Origin of the sequence: Caulobacter flavus (assembly GCF_003722335.1) — a bacterium.
GTDB lineage: Bacteria > Pseudomonadota > Alphaproteobacteria > Caulobacterales > Caulobacteraceae > Caulobacter > Caulobacter flavus.
This window is the reverse complement of sequence record NZ_CP026100.1, coordinates 428,315-444,877: the sequence shown is the minus strand read 5'-3', so window position 1 is coordinate 444,877 and position 16,563 is coordinate 428,315. Positions and strand designations below refer to the sequence as shown.

Annotated in this window: 13 protein-coding genes; 3 read left to right on the top strand and 10 right to left on the bottom strand. The window is 67.7% G+C overall.

The annotated features are described in order from the left end of the window. Positions 1-4: 4 nt before the first annotated feature. Positions 5-535, top strand: a complete 531-nt coding sequence (locus C1707_RS02130; protein WP_164467254.1) for a DUF4123 domain-containing protein — start codon at positions 5-7, stop codon at positions 533-535. Between the two features lie 10 nt (positions 536-545). Here C1707_RS02130 and C1707_RS02125 read toward each other — a convergent pair whose 3' ends face one another. The 6 genes from C1707_RS02125 to tssK all read right to left on the bottom strand — a co-directional run bounded on the left by C1707_RS02125 (position 546) and on the right by tssK (position 10,283). After that, on the bottom strand, positions 546-2,753 hold the full coding sequence (locus tag C1707_RS02125; RefSeq protein ID WP_101711747.1) for a serine/threonine-protein kinase: 2,208 nt from the start codon (positions 2,751-2,753) through the stop codon (positions 546-548). A 76-nt stretch (positions 2,754-2,829) separates the two neighbouring features. Beyond that, positions 2,830-3,579 carry a PP2C family protein-serine/threonine phosphatase gene (locus C1707_RS02120; protein ID WP_164467253.1) on the bottom strand — a complete coding sequence of 250 codons (750 nt, stop codon included), beginning with the start codon at positions 3,577-3,579 and terminating at the stop codon, positions 2,830-2,832. Further along, the gene (gene tagF / locus C1707_RS02115) at positions 3,572-4,159 is read right to left on the bottom strand and encodes a type VI secretion system-associated protein TagF (protein WP_101711749.1); all 588 of its coding nucleotides are present in this window, start codon (positions 4,157-4,159) and stop codon (positions 3,572-3,574) included. The genes C1707_RS02120 and tagF overlap by 8 nt, the downstream gene beginning before the upstream one ends. Positions 4,160-4,164: 5 nt before the next feature. After that, entirely contained in the window at positions 4,165-7,602 is a 3,438-nt protein-coding gene (gene tssM, locus C1707_RS02110; protein WP_164467252.1) for a type VI secretion system membrane subunit TssM, read from the bottom strand. A gap of 12 nt (positions 7,603-7,614) precedes the next feature. Continuing rightward, positions 7,615-8,955 carry a type IVB secretion system protein IcmH/DotU gene (gene icmH, locus C1707_RS02105; RefSeq protein ID WP_101711751.1) on the bottom strand — a complete coding sequence of 447 codons (1,341 nt, stop codon included), beginning with the start codon at positions 8,953-8,955 and terminating at the stop codon, positions 7,615-7,617. Then, on the bottom strand, positions 8,952-10,283 hold the full coding sequence (gene tssK / locus C1707_RS02100; RefSeq protein ID WP_164467251.1) for a type VI secretion system baseplate subunit TssK: 1,332 nt from the start codon (positions 10,281-10,283) through the stop codon (positions 8,952-8,954). Before tssK ends, icmH begins: the two co-directional genes overlap by 4 nt. A 428-nt stretch (positions 10,284-10,711) precedes the next feature. Between tssK and C1707_RS02095 the strand changes: the two genes are divergently transcribed. Beyond that, positions 10,712-11,833, top strand: a complete 1,122-nt coding sequence (locus tag C1707_RS02095; protein WP_164467250.1) for a M23 family metallopeptidase — start codon at positions 10,712-10,714, stop codon at positions 11,831-11,833. 95 nt (positions 11,834-11,928) lie between these two features. On the opposite strand, the gene C1707_RS02090 is transcribed toward C1707_RS02095, so the two are convergent. From C1707_RS02090 to C1707_RS25935, 4 genes are all read right to left on the bottom strand, one after another. Beyond that, positions 11,929-12,465 carry a hypothetical protein gene (locus C1707_RS02090; protein WP_101711754.1) on the bottom strand — a complete coding sequence of 179 codons (537 nt, stop codon included), beginning with the start codon at positions 12,463-12,465 and terminating at the stop codon, positions 11,929-11,931. 29 nt (positions 12,466-12,494) lie between these two features. Next, a complete protein-coding gene (locus C1707_RS02085) occupies positions 12,495-13,526 on the bottom strand; it encodes an SH3 domain-containing protein (protein ID WP_101711755.1) in 1,032 nt (343 codons plus the stop codon). Positions 13,527-13,683: 157 nt separating this feature from the next. After that, on the bottom strand, positions 13,684-15,114 hold the full coding sequence (locus C1707_RS02080; protein WP_101711756.1) for an ImmA/IrrE family metallo-endopeptidase: 1,431 nt from the start codon (positions 15,112-15,114) through the stop codon (positions 13,684-13,686). After that, positions 15,105-15,536, bottom strand: a complete 432-nt coding sequence (locus C1707_RS25935; RefSeq protein WP_145998306.1) for a hypothetical protein — start codon at positions 15,534-15,536, stop codon at positions 15,105-15,107. Before C1707_RS25935 ends, C1707_RS02080 begins: the two co-directional genes overlap by 10 nt. 238 nt (positions 15,537-15,774) lie before the next feature. On the opposite strand from C1707_RS25935, the gene C1707_RS02075 reads away from it, so the two are divergent. Next, positions 15,775-16,398, top strand: coding sequence for an ATP-binding protein (locus tag C1707_RS02075; RefSeq protein ID WP_101711757.1), 624 nt, complete (start codon positions 15,775-15,777; stop codon positions 16,396-16,398). Positions 16,399-16,563: the final 165 nt, after the last annotated feature.

The following is a 16,563-nucleotide window of genomic DNA, read 5'->3' as shown; positions in this document are numbered from 1 at the left end:
GAGGTTGAACCAGGACCATGCCCCCCTCCACGTCTATGGCGTGATCGACCTGGCGCGGGCGCCGGGCCTGTACGAGCATGTGGCGCGGTTGGCGCCGCAGGGATCGCGGTGCCTGTACGAAGGGCGGCTCGATCCCCGGGTGGTCCGGGTCTGTCCGCATGTGGTCGAGCTGGCCGAACACGACCCCCTGTCGGATCTCTGGCGGCACGAAGGCTGGGGTAGATCCTGGGGGCTGCTGATGCAATCGCGGGCCAGCCTGCAGGCGGTTCGTCGGCGACTGCGCCATTTCACGCAGGCCAAATTGCCCGGCGGGCAGGGGCCGGTGCTGTTCCGTTTCTGGGACCCGCGGGTGTTCCGCGTCTATTTTCCGCTCGTCGAGCCCGAGCAGCTCGGCGAATGGTTCCGCGATATCGACGCCTACATCGTGGAGGACGAAGCGGGCGCCGGCTTGACCCGCTTCAGCCTCGACGGCGGTCGCCTGGTCACCCAGGCAGGCCCCAGGCCGGGCCCCAGGCACGGCGAGGCGCCGTCCTAGGGTCCGCACCCTAGCTGGCGGGGCAGTCGGATTTCGCCACCCGGCTCCAGCCGAACACGCCCTTGCGTTGGATATTGCCGTTGTAGCGCCTCAGCTGGACGTCGCCGGACCGAGCGCCGTGCACCGAGCATTGCCCGGAGAACGCGCTCCTGATGCAGGCGTTGAGCGACATATCGCCAAGATATGTCCATGCCGTATCGTACTTCTGGCACGGCGCCTTCTTGCCGGGGGCGGTGTCGGTCGGCTCGGCGACAGAGATGTCTGGCTGCCTGTTGACGAAACTGTCGGCGGGCGGCGCGTGGTCCGCAACCTCGATCTGCGCCGACGGCGGCTGGGATGGGGGCCGGGACGCAACCCTCGGCGGCGGCATGGCGTCGGGCGGAACCACCTGGTCGGGCTTGGTGTCGCTGATGCCGTACCAGAGCATCTGGACCTTCCAGCCGTTCGCCGCGGCCAGCTTGTCGAAATTCGCGCCAAAATCCCTGGGCGCCAGGGCCAGGGTGTGGGGCCTGATGCCAAGATCGAACGGACCGGCGCCCTTGACGAGCACCAGCGCCTGTTTCCCCATCTCGGGCCGGCAACCCGCGAAGGTGAACTTGTCGCCCGCCGAACCGCTCGGGACGAGGGTCGCCGATCGACGCCGCGTCTGGCTGCCCGCGTCGTTGCGATCGACGATGGCCTGTTCGATGTAGCCGTCCTCGCTGAGCAGCAGCAGCGTGAAATCGGAGTCGGCGGCGACCTCGATGACGGGCCGCGCAAAGCTGGTCTGCGGCACGCACCCAGGCTGGCGGGTCTCGCGCTCCCAGACGGTCTGGGTGCTGCTCATCGCCAGCACGTTGTTGGGCTGCACGTCGCGATGAATCCTGAACGCGTTGAGAACCCCGCAGACCGCCGGGGTCACGATGTTGAGGCGGCTGGTGTCGACGCTGACCACGGAGGGTTTCACGACTTCGCTGGTGACGGTCTGGATGGCGTTGGAGACCGAGACCTGATCGAGCGCGGCGCCGCTGAGCGTGAGCGCGACCGCACCGCTGTTGCTCGTCGCCTCGGTGATGTCCAGCCAACTGCAGTCGATCTGCGGCATGGCGCCTTCGGCGGCCTTCCGGGCGACTTCGGCGACGGATTCGCTGGGCGTGGGAGCGACGATCTCCCTTGGGGGCGGCTGCACGGGCGGCGGATCCTGCTTGTCGAGGATCATCACCATGGCGCCCAGCACCAGCACCAGGAGCAGCAGGCCAGCGCCGCCGGCCACGAGCGCCGGGCGGGGCAGGGCGTCGAAGCGGATCGCCGAAGCCAGGCCGACGGCCCTGGCGGCCAGGCCGCGCGCCAAGGCCGCGACCGTCGTGGCGGCCGTCGCGGTCAGGACCTTCAGGCGGTCGGCGCCTCCGAGCCCCTTCGGCTTGCCCAGCTTGTCCAGTTCCCGGAGCACAGCCTCCATCGAGCGAAGGCGCTTGGCCGGCTCCGCCGCCAGCATGGCGCGCAGGATCGGTTGCAGTTCCGGCGGGGCCCTGGAGACATCGACGCCGGCCCGTCGGCGGTCCACGGCCTCGGCGATGTTGGTGAACGGCAACGGCGGCTTGCCCGTGGCGAAGGCCAGCGCCACCAGCCCCAAGCCATAGACGTCGGTCCACTCGCCGACGTCGCTGCCGAAGTCGCCGAGCTGTTCGGGGGCGGCGTAGCCGAACTTGCCCTTGAAGGTGCCGTCGTAGATCGTGCCGTCGGCGCCGCCGAGCGTGGCCTTGGCGATTCCGAAGTCGATGATCTTGGCGCGGGCCAGGTTGCCGCCGGGCAGCATTATGTTGTCCGGCGACAGGTCGCGATGGAAGATCTTCTGCTCGTGCGCGGCGGCCAGTCCCTCGGCCAGCCTGCGGACCAGGACGACGATGTCCTCGGTCGTGGGCTTGGTGTCGCCCATGATGTCGTCGAGCTGCGGACCGTCGATGAACTCGGTGACGCAATACAGCGTCCCCAGGGACGGATCGACCGTGGCGAAGCGGTAGCCGACGATCGCGGGATGGGACAGGGTCGACAGGATGCTGATTTCCCGCAGGAACATGCTGCGGACATCCTTGTCCTCGGCATGCATGGCCAGCATCATCTTGATGGCCACCCGGTCCGAGCTGAGGGTGTTGATCCCCTCGTAGATCTCGCCCATGCCGCCGCGCTTTATGAAGCGGCTGACCTTGTAGGCCCCGTTCAGCACGGCGCCGATCTTCACGGCGCCCGCCCGAGAGCGGCGGCGAGGCGTGGTTGGGCTTTCCGGCGGGGTATCGTGATCGCTCAAGTCGACGCCCTCATTGATCCAGGGGGATGGCGATGGCGGTGGCCTGCTGGCAGGCGACCACGATCATACTGGCGTTGTCAGGGGCGCCGCGCTTGAGCACGAGCTCCAGAAGCTCCTTGCAGGCGCCGGCCGGGCCGCGATGAAGCAGCGTCTCTGTGAGTTCGGAGTCCTTGACGACCCCGTGGACGCCGTCGCTGCACAGGAAGAAGACGTCGTTCGCCAGCAGGACGTCGCGCACCGTGCCCAACTGCACCTGTTCCTCGACGCCGATGGCGCGGGACAGGACGTGCGCCATCGGATGGCTGGCGGCTTCTTCCGAGGTCAGGAGGCCGGAATCGACCATGTCCTGGACGCGCGTGTGGTCCTTGGTCAGGCGATAGAGCTTGGCGTCGCGGAGCAGATAGGCACGGCTGTCGCCGGCCCAGAAGCAGGTGAAGCAGGTGTCGTCGAGGGTCAGGCCCACGATGGTCGTTCCCATGCGCAGGCCGTTCTGCGAGGCCTCGTATATGGCCGTGTTGGCCGCGCCGACCGCGCGCTGCACGCCCGACAGCAGTCCCTCTCCGTCGTGGTCGAGCTCGATGCCGCTCAACGCCTCGACGACGGTCGACGAGGCGAACTTGCCGCCCTGGTGGCCGCCCATGCCGTCGGCGACGATCCACAGCCCGATGTCGTCGCGTTGAAGGATCGAATCCTCGTTGGCCTTTCTGACCAGCCCCTGGTGGGTGAGGCTGGCGGCCTGAATCCGGATGTTCTCACTCACTGGCCGCCTCCAGGTCCGTGCGCGCATGCATGAGGATGGTTCCGGGCGGCGGCCATCGACCGACGGCTCGCGCGGCGGCGTGGGCGTCGGCCCCTTCCGTCCACCACACGCCGTCGGCCATGGCGGACGCCTCCAGCAGGTTCCAGGCCGGTCCGACCGACAGATCAAGGCCGCGCGCGGCTTCCGTCAGGCGGCTGAGGAGCATCTCCCCGTCGATACGATCGGCCAGGGCGCGATAGAGCTCGTCCTCGCAGACGGCGCTCAACGGGCCGCCCCAGGCCAGGGCCTCGGCCGCGGTCAGCTCGCCGAACTGGGCCATGATGAAGAAGCGCCGCCCCGCCTCGTCGATCGAGGGGGCCAGCGCGCCGGCGGCCCAGCTGTCGCCGTCGTTCACCGTGAAGCGCCAGCTGGGGGCGGCGTCGTGCCGCGCCTCGAAGCGTGCCCCGAGGGCGTTGCGGGCAGCCATGAGCTGGGCGCTGCACCACTCGTCCCATCCATCCCTCAGAACGTCCGGCAGCCCGCGGCTGACGAAGTCGCCGTGCCGGGGGAGTTTGCCGAAGAAGGCGGGGCGCGAGAGCATGCCGATCACACTCCAGCCGGACAGCGGAAGGACCAGAAGCGGCTGCCGAACGGATTGGGCTGGGACCTCATCGTCACCTGGAAGGTGACCTTGGCGGTGCCGTCCGAGAACGTCGCGTTGAAGCGCATCGGGTCGATGCTCTCCAGCTGCGCCGCGTTGAACAGTTTCACCAGGGCCCACGGGCCGTCGAAGCTGATCGGCCGGGTTCCGCCCCGCAAGACCACCTTGGCGGGATATGAACCGGCCCCCGGCATCCAGACGATGTCGTAGCTTCCGCCCTGTCCCTGTTCGAAAGGGTGCGAGGCGCCGCCCTGGACGAAGTCGGCGCCGGTGGCCGCGCCGCTGAAGCGGATCGCCAGGATCTTGAAGCTGACGCCGTTGGCCATGAGGTCCCTGATCTGGGCGGCCTTCATGAACTGCTCGGCGCTGCTGGGATCGAAGCTGGCGGCGACCGGATCGTCCTGTCGCCAGCGCCAGATCGGCTGGGATCGGTCGATGTAGTTGGGGCCGACCAGATTGCCATTGATGTAGGTGTCGAACGAGCCGCCGACGCCGAACGCGCGCTGCATGGCCGCGAGTTGCGCATCCGTGCCCGACCGATCGACGAAGGGGTAGAGGCCTTCCGTGGCGGAGGCGCAGTCGCCCAGGGCCTGGCGCTTGTAGGCGGAGTTCACGGCGGTCCGGTTGACCTTTTCGATCGTCCCGGTCGCCTTGCCCGAGGCCGAGGCGACGAAGTTCTGGACGGGGCCTGCGGGCGCGTCGGTGATGGCGCCCTCGAGCCTGGCCATCGCGCGGGTGAAATCGCCGCGGACGGTGTCGTCGGCCTCCGTTCTCTTGGCCGCGGCGCTGGCTTCGACGGCGTCGCGAAGCACCTTGGAGAAGGCGTCGACCCCTTCCGGCGAGGCCGTGTAGCGGTGCAGGGCGCTGAATTGGTTCTCGATTTCCCTGGCCGCGTCGAACCCGGTCGATCCCTGGATCGCGCCAACGGCGGCGGCGTTCGGGGCGCGCTGGAACACCCGCTTCTGGACCATCGCTCCGGCCTTGGCGGCGGCCGAGTCGGAGAACTTGGTGTTGTCGCTCACCTGGCGCAGCACGATGGCCAGAGGTCGCTGCTTGATCGCCGTCAGCACCTGGCGACCCTGATCGCCTTCGGCGAAATAGTCCGCGGGCTGAAGCACCGCCAGCGTGCGTTCCCAGGCCGCGGTATAGGCCCGGGCGTAGAGCTTGGCGACGTCCGCCTGCAGGGATCGCATCTGTCCCCTGACCGTGGCGGCGTCCGCATTGGACTGGCCCAGCACCCACGCCTCGCTTTGGATGCGCGTGTCGAGGTCGCGCATGGCGCCGGCGTACCGTTCCTGATAGCCAGCGCGGGTGTACTGGTAGGGCACGCTGGCTTCGGCGACGCTCCTGGGATCGCGGAACGCCAGCAGCGCGCCATCGTCCAGCACGCCGTCCTTGATCCGCCAGGCCCGCCCCCCCGCGCTCATCTGCTGGATCAGGAGGGCGAAGGCGCGATCCGCCTGCGGCCGGCTGAGCAGTTCCTGCTGCGCCGCGGTCACGAGGTCCGTCTTGTTGGGAACGCGCCCGCCCGCCCAGGCCCGGCCGTAGAGGTCGTCGTCGACCATGGCTTGAACGTCGGCGCCAAGCGCGGCCCGGGCGTTGTCGCCGCCGGTGAGCGAAACGGATCTCAGCTCTTCGTTCGCCCAGCGGACTATGGCGCCCGGCTCCGGTTCCTTTCCCTGGAACCCGCCGAGCAGGCGATAGACCTTCAGGCGCTCGTAGAGGCGCACGCTGTCGCTGGTGTCGCCCAGTTCCGACTCCAGGCGAAGCACCAAGCGCGGCAGCATCAGGCGCTGCAGGCCGTTCATGTACGCCGCTCTGGCCTTGCCGCCGAGGTCGGAGATCAGGAACTGGCGCAGGCTGAATTTGAAGCCCGAGGTCTGCTCGGCATAGCCGCCGGGCAGGTTGCGCAGGTCGCTGAGCAAGGGCTGGACGCCGTCGAGGTCGGTGTCGGCGACCCGGGCGCGGTCAAGGCCGGAGTCCGACGCCCGCGCGTGGATGTCGTTGGCCGCCTTGGTGAGTTTCGATTGCCATTCCAGGTTGGCGCCGAAGCTGGCCATCAGCACGGCGGCCATGACGACCGAGGCCAGCCCGATGGTGGCGAACGCCAGAGCGATGGCGGTCCGGCGCTTCGCGACAAGGGCGGGCGCGGGGCGGGCGAGCCCGGCCTCCCGGAAGATGACGTCGGTGAGCAGGCGATTGACGAAGAACGCCCGGCCCCCGCCGGACGCCCGCGGCTGGGGAGCGTCGTAGACTTCGCCCACGCTCGCGACGATGCGGTCGATCGGGGCGCCGTCCTGCATGCCGCTGGTCAGGTAGAAGCCGCGCAGGGGCATGGGCTGCTCCTGCGCGGGGCTGCGAAACGCGCCGTCCAGCAGCCGCACGGCCCGGGCCCGCAGCGCCGCGACCTGGCTGGGGAACCCCAGGATCAGCGACTGGCGCCGGGCGTCGCGCTCTTCCTGCAGGCGGCTGGACATCCGCGCCGCGATCGACTCCGTCACCTCGTCGAAGGCGCTGGCCAGCGCTTCCGGAGAGATCGGCTCGTCCGGCGTCCAGGGGAAGGTCGCGCCGAGAACGGCCCGGCGACCATCCACCAGCAGATCGTCGAAGCTCTCGACGAAGCCGGCGATCAGGTCGGCCTTGGTGAACATCACATAGACGGGCGGCGCGCTCTGCAGGCCGATGCGCAGCTCGTTCAGGCGCCTGCGGACGATGTGGGCGTGCTCGTCGATCTCGGCGACGCCGGAGCGCGCCAGGGTGTCGAGCGGGATCGCGACGATCACGCCGTTGATGGGCTGCAGGGGCCGATGGCGGCGCAGGAGGTCGAGGAGGGCCTGCCAGCCGTCGCGGTCGCGGGAGTCGCCGCTGTCCTGGCTGGTGTAGCGACCGGCGGTGTCGACCAGAACGGCCTCGTCCGCGAACATGAAGTCGATGTTGCGGGTGCCGCTGGCGGCCTCGAGCTTCTTGATCTTGTTGGGAAAGTGAAGCCCGGACGCTTCCAGCGCCGTGGTCTTGCCGCCCGCGGGCGGACCGATGATCACATACCAGGGGCGGCTGTACAGATAGTCGCGACGCTTCCCCGACTGGGTCTTCAGGTGCGCCATCGCGTCGGACACCCGGCGCGCCAGGACCCGCTGCTCGCCCGTGGCCTGCTCCTCGTCGAACAGGTTGCGGGCGATCCGCGCGGAGGCCCGGTTGGCGACCACGGCGCGCAGGATCGCGAAAACGCCCCACACCGCGCCGATCAGCGCCAGCAGCAGCAGGCGGATCCAGAGGCGGCCGAGAGACGGGAAGGCCAGCGGCGCCAGCACGCACAGGATCAGGGCGGCGACCGCCACCAGCGTCAGGCTGCTGACCCACCAGTTGCCGAACAGTTTGCGCAAGAGCTTCAAGATCTAGCCCACCCGACGCAGGACGATTTCGAGACGGCGATTCAAGCGCCGCCCTTCCGCGGTGCTGTTGCCTGCGAAGGGATCGTTTTCGCCGCGCCCCTCCGACGTGACACGCGAGCCCAGGCGGCGCCGGATGATGTCGGCGGCGCGTTCCGCGCGGGCTTCCGACAGCCGCTGGTTGTTGGGGAAGGTCAGGGTGTGGATCCCGACGGAGTCCGTATAGCCGATCACGTCGACCGGGCCGGGATGGGGCTCCATGCAGCCGGAGATCCGCTCAAGAAGCGGGGGAACCGACGCCTCCAGCCGATCCGATCCGGGCTTGAAGAGTTCGAGCTGACTATGGGCCGGCGTTCGCACCCAGACGGCGCCGGGGTTTTCCTCGACTTCCAGCAGGCCGGCTTCCTGTTCGGCGCCGAGGCAGGCGCGGATGGCCCGCGCCACCGGGCTCTCGGGCGCGGCGTCGACCGGCGTGCCGGCGGGGTCTGCGAGGCTGACCTTATCCTCCGGGAAGATCTGGGCCAGGGCGTTGGACGCGTCACTCGAGTTCCAGGCCAGGACCAGGTTGAGGATCATGTAGACCGTGAGCAGGAACCCGACCGCGATGGCCGCCACCACGCCGACGCCGCCCCATACGCCCGTGGTGCGCGCGGGGGCGTCGACGCCTCGCCAGTGCGGCGTCAGCTCGGTGGAGGACAGCTTGCGCGGATGGTCCAGCGCCTTGAACAGCGCCTGCATGTAGGCCTCGGCCCCGCGGTTGACGCCGATGCGCCCGCGGAAGCCTGCCGCCAGGCAGGCGTGAAACAGTTCGAGGAGGTCCTGGTAGGCGTCCTGGCCCTGCAGGGCCAGGTCGATCTGGTGGGTGAAGTGGTCGCCGCCGACGTTGTGGCCGAAGACCTGCAGCACCATGTTCCGGGTGGCGTACTGCTCGGCGGCGTCGTCCTGGTCCGGCAGGTTCATGGCGACGTCGTCGACCGTGGCGCAGACGGCGTAGACCGCGCATTCGGCGACCTTCTCCGGGTAGAGTTCGTAGATCGCGACCCTGAACTCGGCGATCTCGGCCGTCATCTCCCGATGCAACTGCCGCAGCGGCGTTCGCAGGCGTCCGACCCTGAGGGCGGCGATCCGCGCCAGGATGGGTCCCGCCAGGGCCATCATCGGGTTGCGGGACTCCGGCGCGATCGGCGGCGACGGGACGTCGTCGTCCGGGAGCGACGGCTGCGGCTTCGGCGTCCAGGCCTCGGGGCTGGCGCCTGGCTGAAGCGGGATGCCGATCTGCGTCTCCCGCGCCCTCTTCAGCGGCGAGGATCTTCGCGGGCGGCGGCTTTCTTCGTCCCCCCGGCTCATTGAGCGTCCTTCTTGACCCACCAGAGCTGCAGCTTCAGGCCCGGCCACTGGCCGGCCACGTGCAGGCCGAAGGTCGGGCTCTTGACGAGGTCGGCCCACTCCGCCCCGGTGCGATCGAGTTCGAAATAGGCGTAGCCGCTCAAAGGTCGGATCTGCGGCGGCGGGGAAGCCGGGCTGAGGCGAATGCCGTGCAGTGATCTGTGGACCATCTCCCTGATCTGGGCCGCCGCGCCGATCTTCAGCTCCATCGGCGCGTGATGCCGGATCTCGTCCAGCGGGTGATCGGCGGTGACGGCCAGATAGAAGGCGTTGTTGCGCAGCATCGTCGGGTCCTTGACGTGCGCGCCGTAGTAGCTGGGCTCGATGAGTCGTAGAGGCAGCTCACCCACCGAAGGGTTGCTGATCGCCGAGATCAGGATGTCGAGCCGCGTGTGGATCGGCTCGAACGTCTCGGCCAGATGCTTGTGATCGTAGGGCGGGGGCGGGGTTTCCACACGCCGGGCGTTCTCGCGCAGGCCGGAAAGATCGCCGAGCATGGCGACGAATGTCTCGTAGAGGCGCTCTGGATGGATGGAGCGCGTCGCGCTGAGATGGGTGAGCACCTGGCCCCATCGATTGAGGGCCTGCAGGGTCAGGAAATCGACCAGGGCGTCGCGGCCGGCGTCGATGTTCGCGACGGCCATGGTCGCCAGGCTGGCGATCTGCTGATTGGCGCGCGCGAGCAGGTGCTCGGCATAGCCCGCCAGTCGGGTGGGCTGGATGTCCAGGCAGGGCGGAATGTAGGCGTCGTCGAAATCGATAGCGCCGTTCAGCACCTCGCGCACCCGCGCGACGCCCAGAAGCGTGCGGCCGGTCAGTTGCTCGTCGCTGACGCCCAGACACAGGTTCAGGCGGGACAGCTCCAGGTCCTCGGCCCTCGGATCCGAGGCGTAGGTGTCCGAGACCTGGCGGTCATAGACGAGATAGCGGGCGTCGTTCGGCGCCAGATCGGCGCGGGCGAGGCGCTCTCCGGCCGATCGGCGCGGCAGGGTCAGGTAGATCACGCGATCGCGCGTGTCCGGGGGGATGACGATCGCCGCCGGCCTCGTGTCGCCGTCGTCGAAGGCGAAGGGCGTGCCGTCCTCCAGCACGCCGGCGCAGCTGGTCAGCCCGAACAGCCCCTGGCTCGCGAGCTCGCGGTCGATCTTCAGTCGGGTGACGCCCCAAGGATAGGGGCGGAGGGCTTCGGTGCGGGCGTGAAGGAGGCCGTCATGGTGGCGATCTTGCTGCTGGAAATGTTGCGGGCGCAGGAACAGGCCCTCCCGCCAAGCCACGCGCCCGTCGCTCACCATCACGCCCCCCTCAAGACCTGAAGCTTAGCTCTATAGACCATGTTCGAATGACAGGCGAGCTACGAGGTGAGTGCTATCTTCGATTGTGGTAGGGCCGTCGCATGAATGAGCGTGACCGTTCGAAAACGCCAGCGTCATACGACCCCAGGCGCTGGGTCCTCGGCTCGGAAACCGTCGAGGCCGGCGGCGACGCGGGCTCGGCCAGCTTCGACCCGACCACCTGGGTTTCAAGGGAGGAAGCGGCTCGAACGCCGTCCGCGCGGCCTTCGCGGATCGGGCGGGTAGGGCGCAGGGGGCTGATCGCCCTGGGAGGGTTGGCGTTGGCGGGCGGCGCCGGCCTGGTGATCCTGCGTCGGCCCAGGCCGTCGGCTCCCACGCCCGCGCCCACGTCCACGCGAACGGCGCCGCCGGAAGAGCGAAGGACGGTGAGCCTGCGCGACTCCGAGGACCTGGCCATGGCGATCGAGCGACTGGGCGCCTCTTCCGCCGAGGCCGCCGAGGCCGCGGGCCTGGTGGAACAGGCCCTTGGGCGACCCTCCTCGATCGTGGTCAGCTTCAGCGGCGCGGGGGCGTTGCGCCAGCTGTCCGGACTGGACGCGACCGCGGTCGATGGAGCGACGGCGCATGTTCGTCGCGTCCAGGACGGCTTCAGATTGACCAGGGTCGATGCGCCGCGAGGGTGGGCCGCCCGCGTGGTGCGTGGCCAGATGGACGAGCGTGACTTCTTCAGTTCGGCGGTGGCCCGGGGCTTGAACGACATCCTGGTGCCGGTGTTCACCAAGGCCCTGTCCTATGATCTGGACTTCGCGCGCGAGGTGGCGCCGAGCGATCTGTTCGAAGCGGTGATCGAGGAGCGCCGGGATTCCTCCGGCGTCGTCGTCGGCGAGCCCCGGCTGCTCTATGCCGGCTTCCATCACGTGCCCCGGGCTTTTGCCCGCGTGTCCGAAGCCGACGGCGTCAGGTCGGATCGCGCCAAGAGCGCCGAGCTCTACAGCTGGGGCCAGGCTTCGGACGGAGAGCCGCGCTGGTTCGACGCCAACGGCGGCCCGGCCCGCCGCAGCCTGATGCGGACGCCCATCGAGGGCGGCCACATCACCTCCGTGTTCGGCCTGCGCCTGCACCCCGTCCTGGGCTTCTTCCGCTCCCACAAGGGGATCGACTTCGGGGCGCCGAAGAACACGCCGGTGTTCGCAGCGGCGGACGGTCAGGTCGAGTTCGCGGGTCCGCACGGCGGCCACGGCAACTACCTGCGGGTGCGCCACGGCCCGTCCCTGTCGACCGCCTACGCGCACCTGGACCGTTTCGTGGAGGGACTGAGGCCCGGCGACCCGGTCAGGCAGGGCCAGCAGATCGCCTGGTCGGGCAATTCCGGGATCTCGACGGGACCCCACCTGCACTACGAGGTGATCGTCGACGGAGAGCAGGTCGATCCGCTGAGCTATGTCGACGCCGGTTCCGGCGTCGGCCACAAGCTGACGGGCGACGACCTGCAGCGTTTCCTGGCCGAGCGCCGACGCATCGACAAGATCCGGACGACCCAGCTCTAGAGCGCGTCGGGCGAAAGTGTTTCGCCGACTGACGCGCTCTACGCATGACGCCATGCGAGGCTAAGAGGCTAAGAGGCTCTAGGCTTCAGGCCGGCTCACTTGCCATAGCGGAAGTCAGTGAGCTCGACGCCGGCGTTGGCGTTGTCCACGCCATAGGGCTTCGACGCGCGCACGATGCAGCTGATCGACGCTCCGGTCGGCCGGACGTAGGACAGGGAAACCCGTCCGCGCACCGTGGCCAGCTGCAGGGTCGGCGACCCGGGCGACGCCTGGAGGCGCGGCGATCCCGCGAACTCGTCGAACACGACCTTGTACGAACCGCTGTACCAGTTGGCGCCCCCGGGCCCCTGGCAGCCGGCCGTCACCAGGCCGACGAACAGGCGCGAGACGCCCTTGGCGTTCGCCGGCAGCTCCGCCGACCAGAGATCGAGGGTCGTGTCGGCGAAGGACATGAACCACTCGCGTTCGGTCGACGGGGCGCTCTGCGGATCGGGGCGCGGCGCCGCGACCGGCGGCCGGGCGGGTCGGCTCTGCGCCTGGACCGCCGCGCCGTGCATGCCCGCCGCCAGGAAGAGCGCCGAAAAGAGGACCGACGTCCAGCGCGACGCCGACCGACCACCGTTCTTCATCATCTCAAGCCCAGCCCTTCCCCGAAGCCGCCCTATCGTCCGTCCGGCGTGATGAACGCCGACGACACCCAGCCCCGGTTGCCGTTCTCGTCGTCCACTTCGCACCAGACGCCGTTCTTCTGGCCCGTCGGATAAACGACGTCGTTCGACGAAAGGCTCCGCACCTCGACCGAAGAAGGCGAAGGTTGCTCTCGCATCATCATCGTCTTGGTCACGCGATGGGCCTTGCCCGCGCCGTCGCCGGGGTCCGTCGGGGCCGACGGATGATCCTGCAGGTAGCGCACGAGATCGGCGTAGGCCTTGAAGTAGGCGGCCGCGACGACCTTGCCGAACTCGGTGTTGGAATAGGTCGTGGCGATGGCGGCCCAGGCCGGAGGACGGGCCCGATCGAAATCCAGCTCCTTCTTTCGCGCGGCGCCCTGCGCCAGGTAGATCTGTTCGGAATTGCGCGTCTCCACGAGCGTGATCAGCGCGAGCGCGTCGACCTTCCTGCCCCGCAGCACGCCGGTGACCGCGCTCAAGCGCTTGCCCATCCCGGCCGATCCGCCCCCGCTGTCCTTGCCGCCGGCCGCCGCGCCGATGTCGAGGACGAGCTGGTAGTCCACCGGCGACCGGGGCGCCGGCGCGCCGGCCGCCGGCGGTTCGATCAGCCGTAGGCAGCCGGAGCGAAGCGCCAGCAGCTTCACGATCGACTCCGGATTGGACAGGCCGGCCTCCGTCCACCACGCGGTCTTGGGCGGCAGCACCACCGCGCGCGCCAGGGGCGTCGCGCAGCTCGGAAGCTCGGCGTCGCGAGCGTCGGCCGCCTCGCGCTTGGGCGCGGACCATCCCCTCGCGGGCGCGAACGAAGCCAAGCCGACCAGCCCCATGCAGATCGCCGCCATCCAGCCGCGCATCGTCGCCCCTCCGTTCGCAACGCCCAGGTTAGTGGTAGGGCGAGAGGTTGCCGCATTGCAACCCAGCGTCACGTGGCGCGTCGCGCGGATATGGGACGAAGGGGAGCGGCCCCGGGAATTCGAAGCCCCGACCACGATGCCGGCGAGAGCCCGACCGCGGTCGACCATCCCGCGACGCCTAAGCGCTAAGCTCTTGAAAACAGGATGGGGAGAAAATGGCGCGCTGAAGCGGTCGGGACTGAGAACTATGCATATGCCATGGCCCTCTAGACGCTAGCGCTTGAAGCGAACGCCATGGGGTTCGCGAAGAGTCGATCAGGACCGCTTACCGGCCCGGCGCAATCGAATCCAAGATGGCTGTGAGGTCGATATCCTCAGCTTTGGCGGCGTGTTCGACCTTCCAACTCGCCACAGCCCTTGTGACAGCAAATGCTTCGACCAAACTGCTCACGAGTTCATCGAGGCTTGCACGATCACGGGGGCGCCCGGCTTGATGCCAATGGTATCCTGCCACGTGGGTAGGCAACAGAAATTCGCCAGCAAACGACTTCGCACGTTGCTCGACACCGACAGGCATTCGCGCCTTTAGGACCTCCACGGCCGAAAGAGCGTGGCCTCCATCGAGCAACAAGTGGCAGAGCTCGTGAGCCATGGTCACCCGAGCGCTCGGGCTCTGCCGAACGTCGCGTTCGTCCCTTCGAAGGATTCTGCGGCTTGCGCTGTTGAGGAAAACACCTGGTCCGTGCCCCGGCCCCCAGATCGCCAATCCATCAAGACTGTGTGGTTCAGCAGGGGCCGTGCGCCACTCGACGCCAAGCTTGGTCACGATATCGAAAACCGGAACTGGGTCATCAACGCCGAGCTCAAGCTTTTCGCGCGCTAGCCGGGCGGCGGCCTCCCCTTGCTGAAAGGGAAGTGCTCGGAGATAGTTTTCGGACAAATCCGCTAGACACGCCTCCGATAACTCCCGAAGCGCATTGGCACCGTTGGCCTTGAATTGCCGCGCCAGATCCAGGATGGCACGAATCTGTTCAGGCGGCAGCGCACCCGCCATTCGGGCCGCGATCCGGATTGGATCATCGTCGTTAGCGGCGTCCTCGAAGTTCCTAGGTGCCGTCAAGGCTCCGTCGGCGATCAGGCTCTTAGCGGTCCCGCGATCTAGACCCGCCGACCAGGCGAGCAGAGCCGCCGCGTCGCCCGCGTCGCGATCCTTCCATGCCTTGATCGCCGCTTCCCAACGCGCCTCGTCCGAGACCCGGAGGATCTGGCAGATTTCGTCACCAACCTGGGTGAGAGCCGCGCGCACCTCCGCGAAGGGCAGGCGATCCATGAAACCTGGCGCCTCGACCATGAACTGGTCGCCTGCTCGCAGGAGCCAAAAACTCGGAAGCCCATAGAGGCCCGCGAACGCGTGGGAAAGGTCGTGGGCTTCCTCGAAGTTGGTGATCGCCTCTTCCTCAGCCTCCATCGTCGCCGAGGTATTATCGATCCAGCGACGTTCTGCGGCGCGTCGAAGATCCGATGGCCTGAGCGGTGTGACGTCAACGGGATAGACTTGCCGGAGCATTAGAGGCTTCCAGAAGTCGGTGAGGTGGGCGAGGAGGTCGTCAACATGGATCTCAAGACGTACGTCGCCTTCACCACGGACAGGCCAGACAACGAAGTCGTCGACCAGGATCGACAAGGTGCGCGTCGTAACCCGCTCAGGCTCAGCGTGCGGCTGCAGATCGAACTTGAGTCGGGCGGCTAGCGCCATGTGCCGTGGACCTCGATGTGACGCTTCGTCCAAACGTCGAACTCTTTGTCGCAGCCCTTAGAGACAGCGACTTTCCTTAGGGCATCGATAAGGCCCTGCGCAAGTTTACCCCTATATGGGTAGCCATGGTAGGATCGGCCTTGATCGGTGGTCTGGCCTTCGTAGATGGCGCCGCCATGGACGGCATAGATCTTCTTGGGGAAGTCTAAGTCCCGGTCACCGTTGCTGCCTGCCAGGGCCTCATTCACAAGCCGAGAATGGTCGTCCGGCGTCAGTGATTTTGGACACTTGCCAACCCACATGCGAGGGTTACCTGGCACGAACTCGATCTCCGGCTCATCAGTGCGCCCGACATGCTTATGCCGACGCTCGCCTTTGTCGTAGAGCCGCTTAGGCGGCATTGGTTCGGATTCATCGGACATGGTAGGCAGCTTGGGGCTTCTACACGCTTTTACATGATGGAGAATCAGCCCTCGACCTCGCGCCCGAGCCGATTCTGACCTCACCATCCTGTGATCGGACTGTGCCTGTGGCTAGGGACCTCGCAACGCCCTCGCCTTGGACCAGGGTGTGGAACGGACCATAAATGGGCAGAGCAAAATCGACAGCCGTAGGTTTGGCTCTTATGGTGACGCTAGCTTCGGGTGTGTCGGGCTTGAAATGCAGCAACTAGAATTCAAGCCGCGCGCGCGGATCATCCGGACCGTAGGGGATCAACTGATAAGCGGCCCGGAGGCTGCGATTATCGAGCTGGCCAGGAACGCCTACGACGCCGACGCTTCATATGTGATCGTCGAATTCACACCGCCAAGCGCATCGGCGGGCTGGCGGATTAACATCATTGATGATGGCCATGGCATGTCGTTGGCGGACATCCGTATCCGCCGGCTCCTCGTGCGCTGGGGCGATCTTGAGAGCGACGTCGTCCAGAACCACAACTGGTTTGGGATTTCCCGCCGGGAGCAGCTGGAGCTTCCCCAGGGGCGGGAAATGGCCCGTATCGACAAGATGCTCACTGGCCTGTTTCGCGAACGGCAGAAGCTGTTAGAGGCGCTACCCCGGACTGCGGCCACCGATCCGACCGGCGTGGCCGCCAAGATCGCGGCTGCGGTCAAGGCCATAGATCCTGACGACCATCAGGAAGTCCATTTCCTCCTGAGCGGCGCGGCCAGAGATCTGGCCGCCATGCGCTGCCCCGGCTGTCATCAGCCGTTGGTGACCGAGGCCTGGATCGACTGGTCCACTCGCGTGGATCAGGGCGGAAAGGTCTCAGAGGGTGGGTAGGCGCGGCATGGGCGTGATTGAGGCTCTGCCACCATAGATCAACGCTTGGCGTCCCGCTTTGGACGGAACGCTCGGCCATGCCCCGTGAACCTCGCCTCTCGCCGGAACGCCGCCGCTCACCCCGCCAGGACCGCGCGCTCTAAGCTGTAGGTACAGTTTCACCCC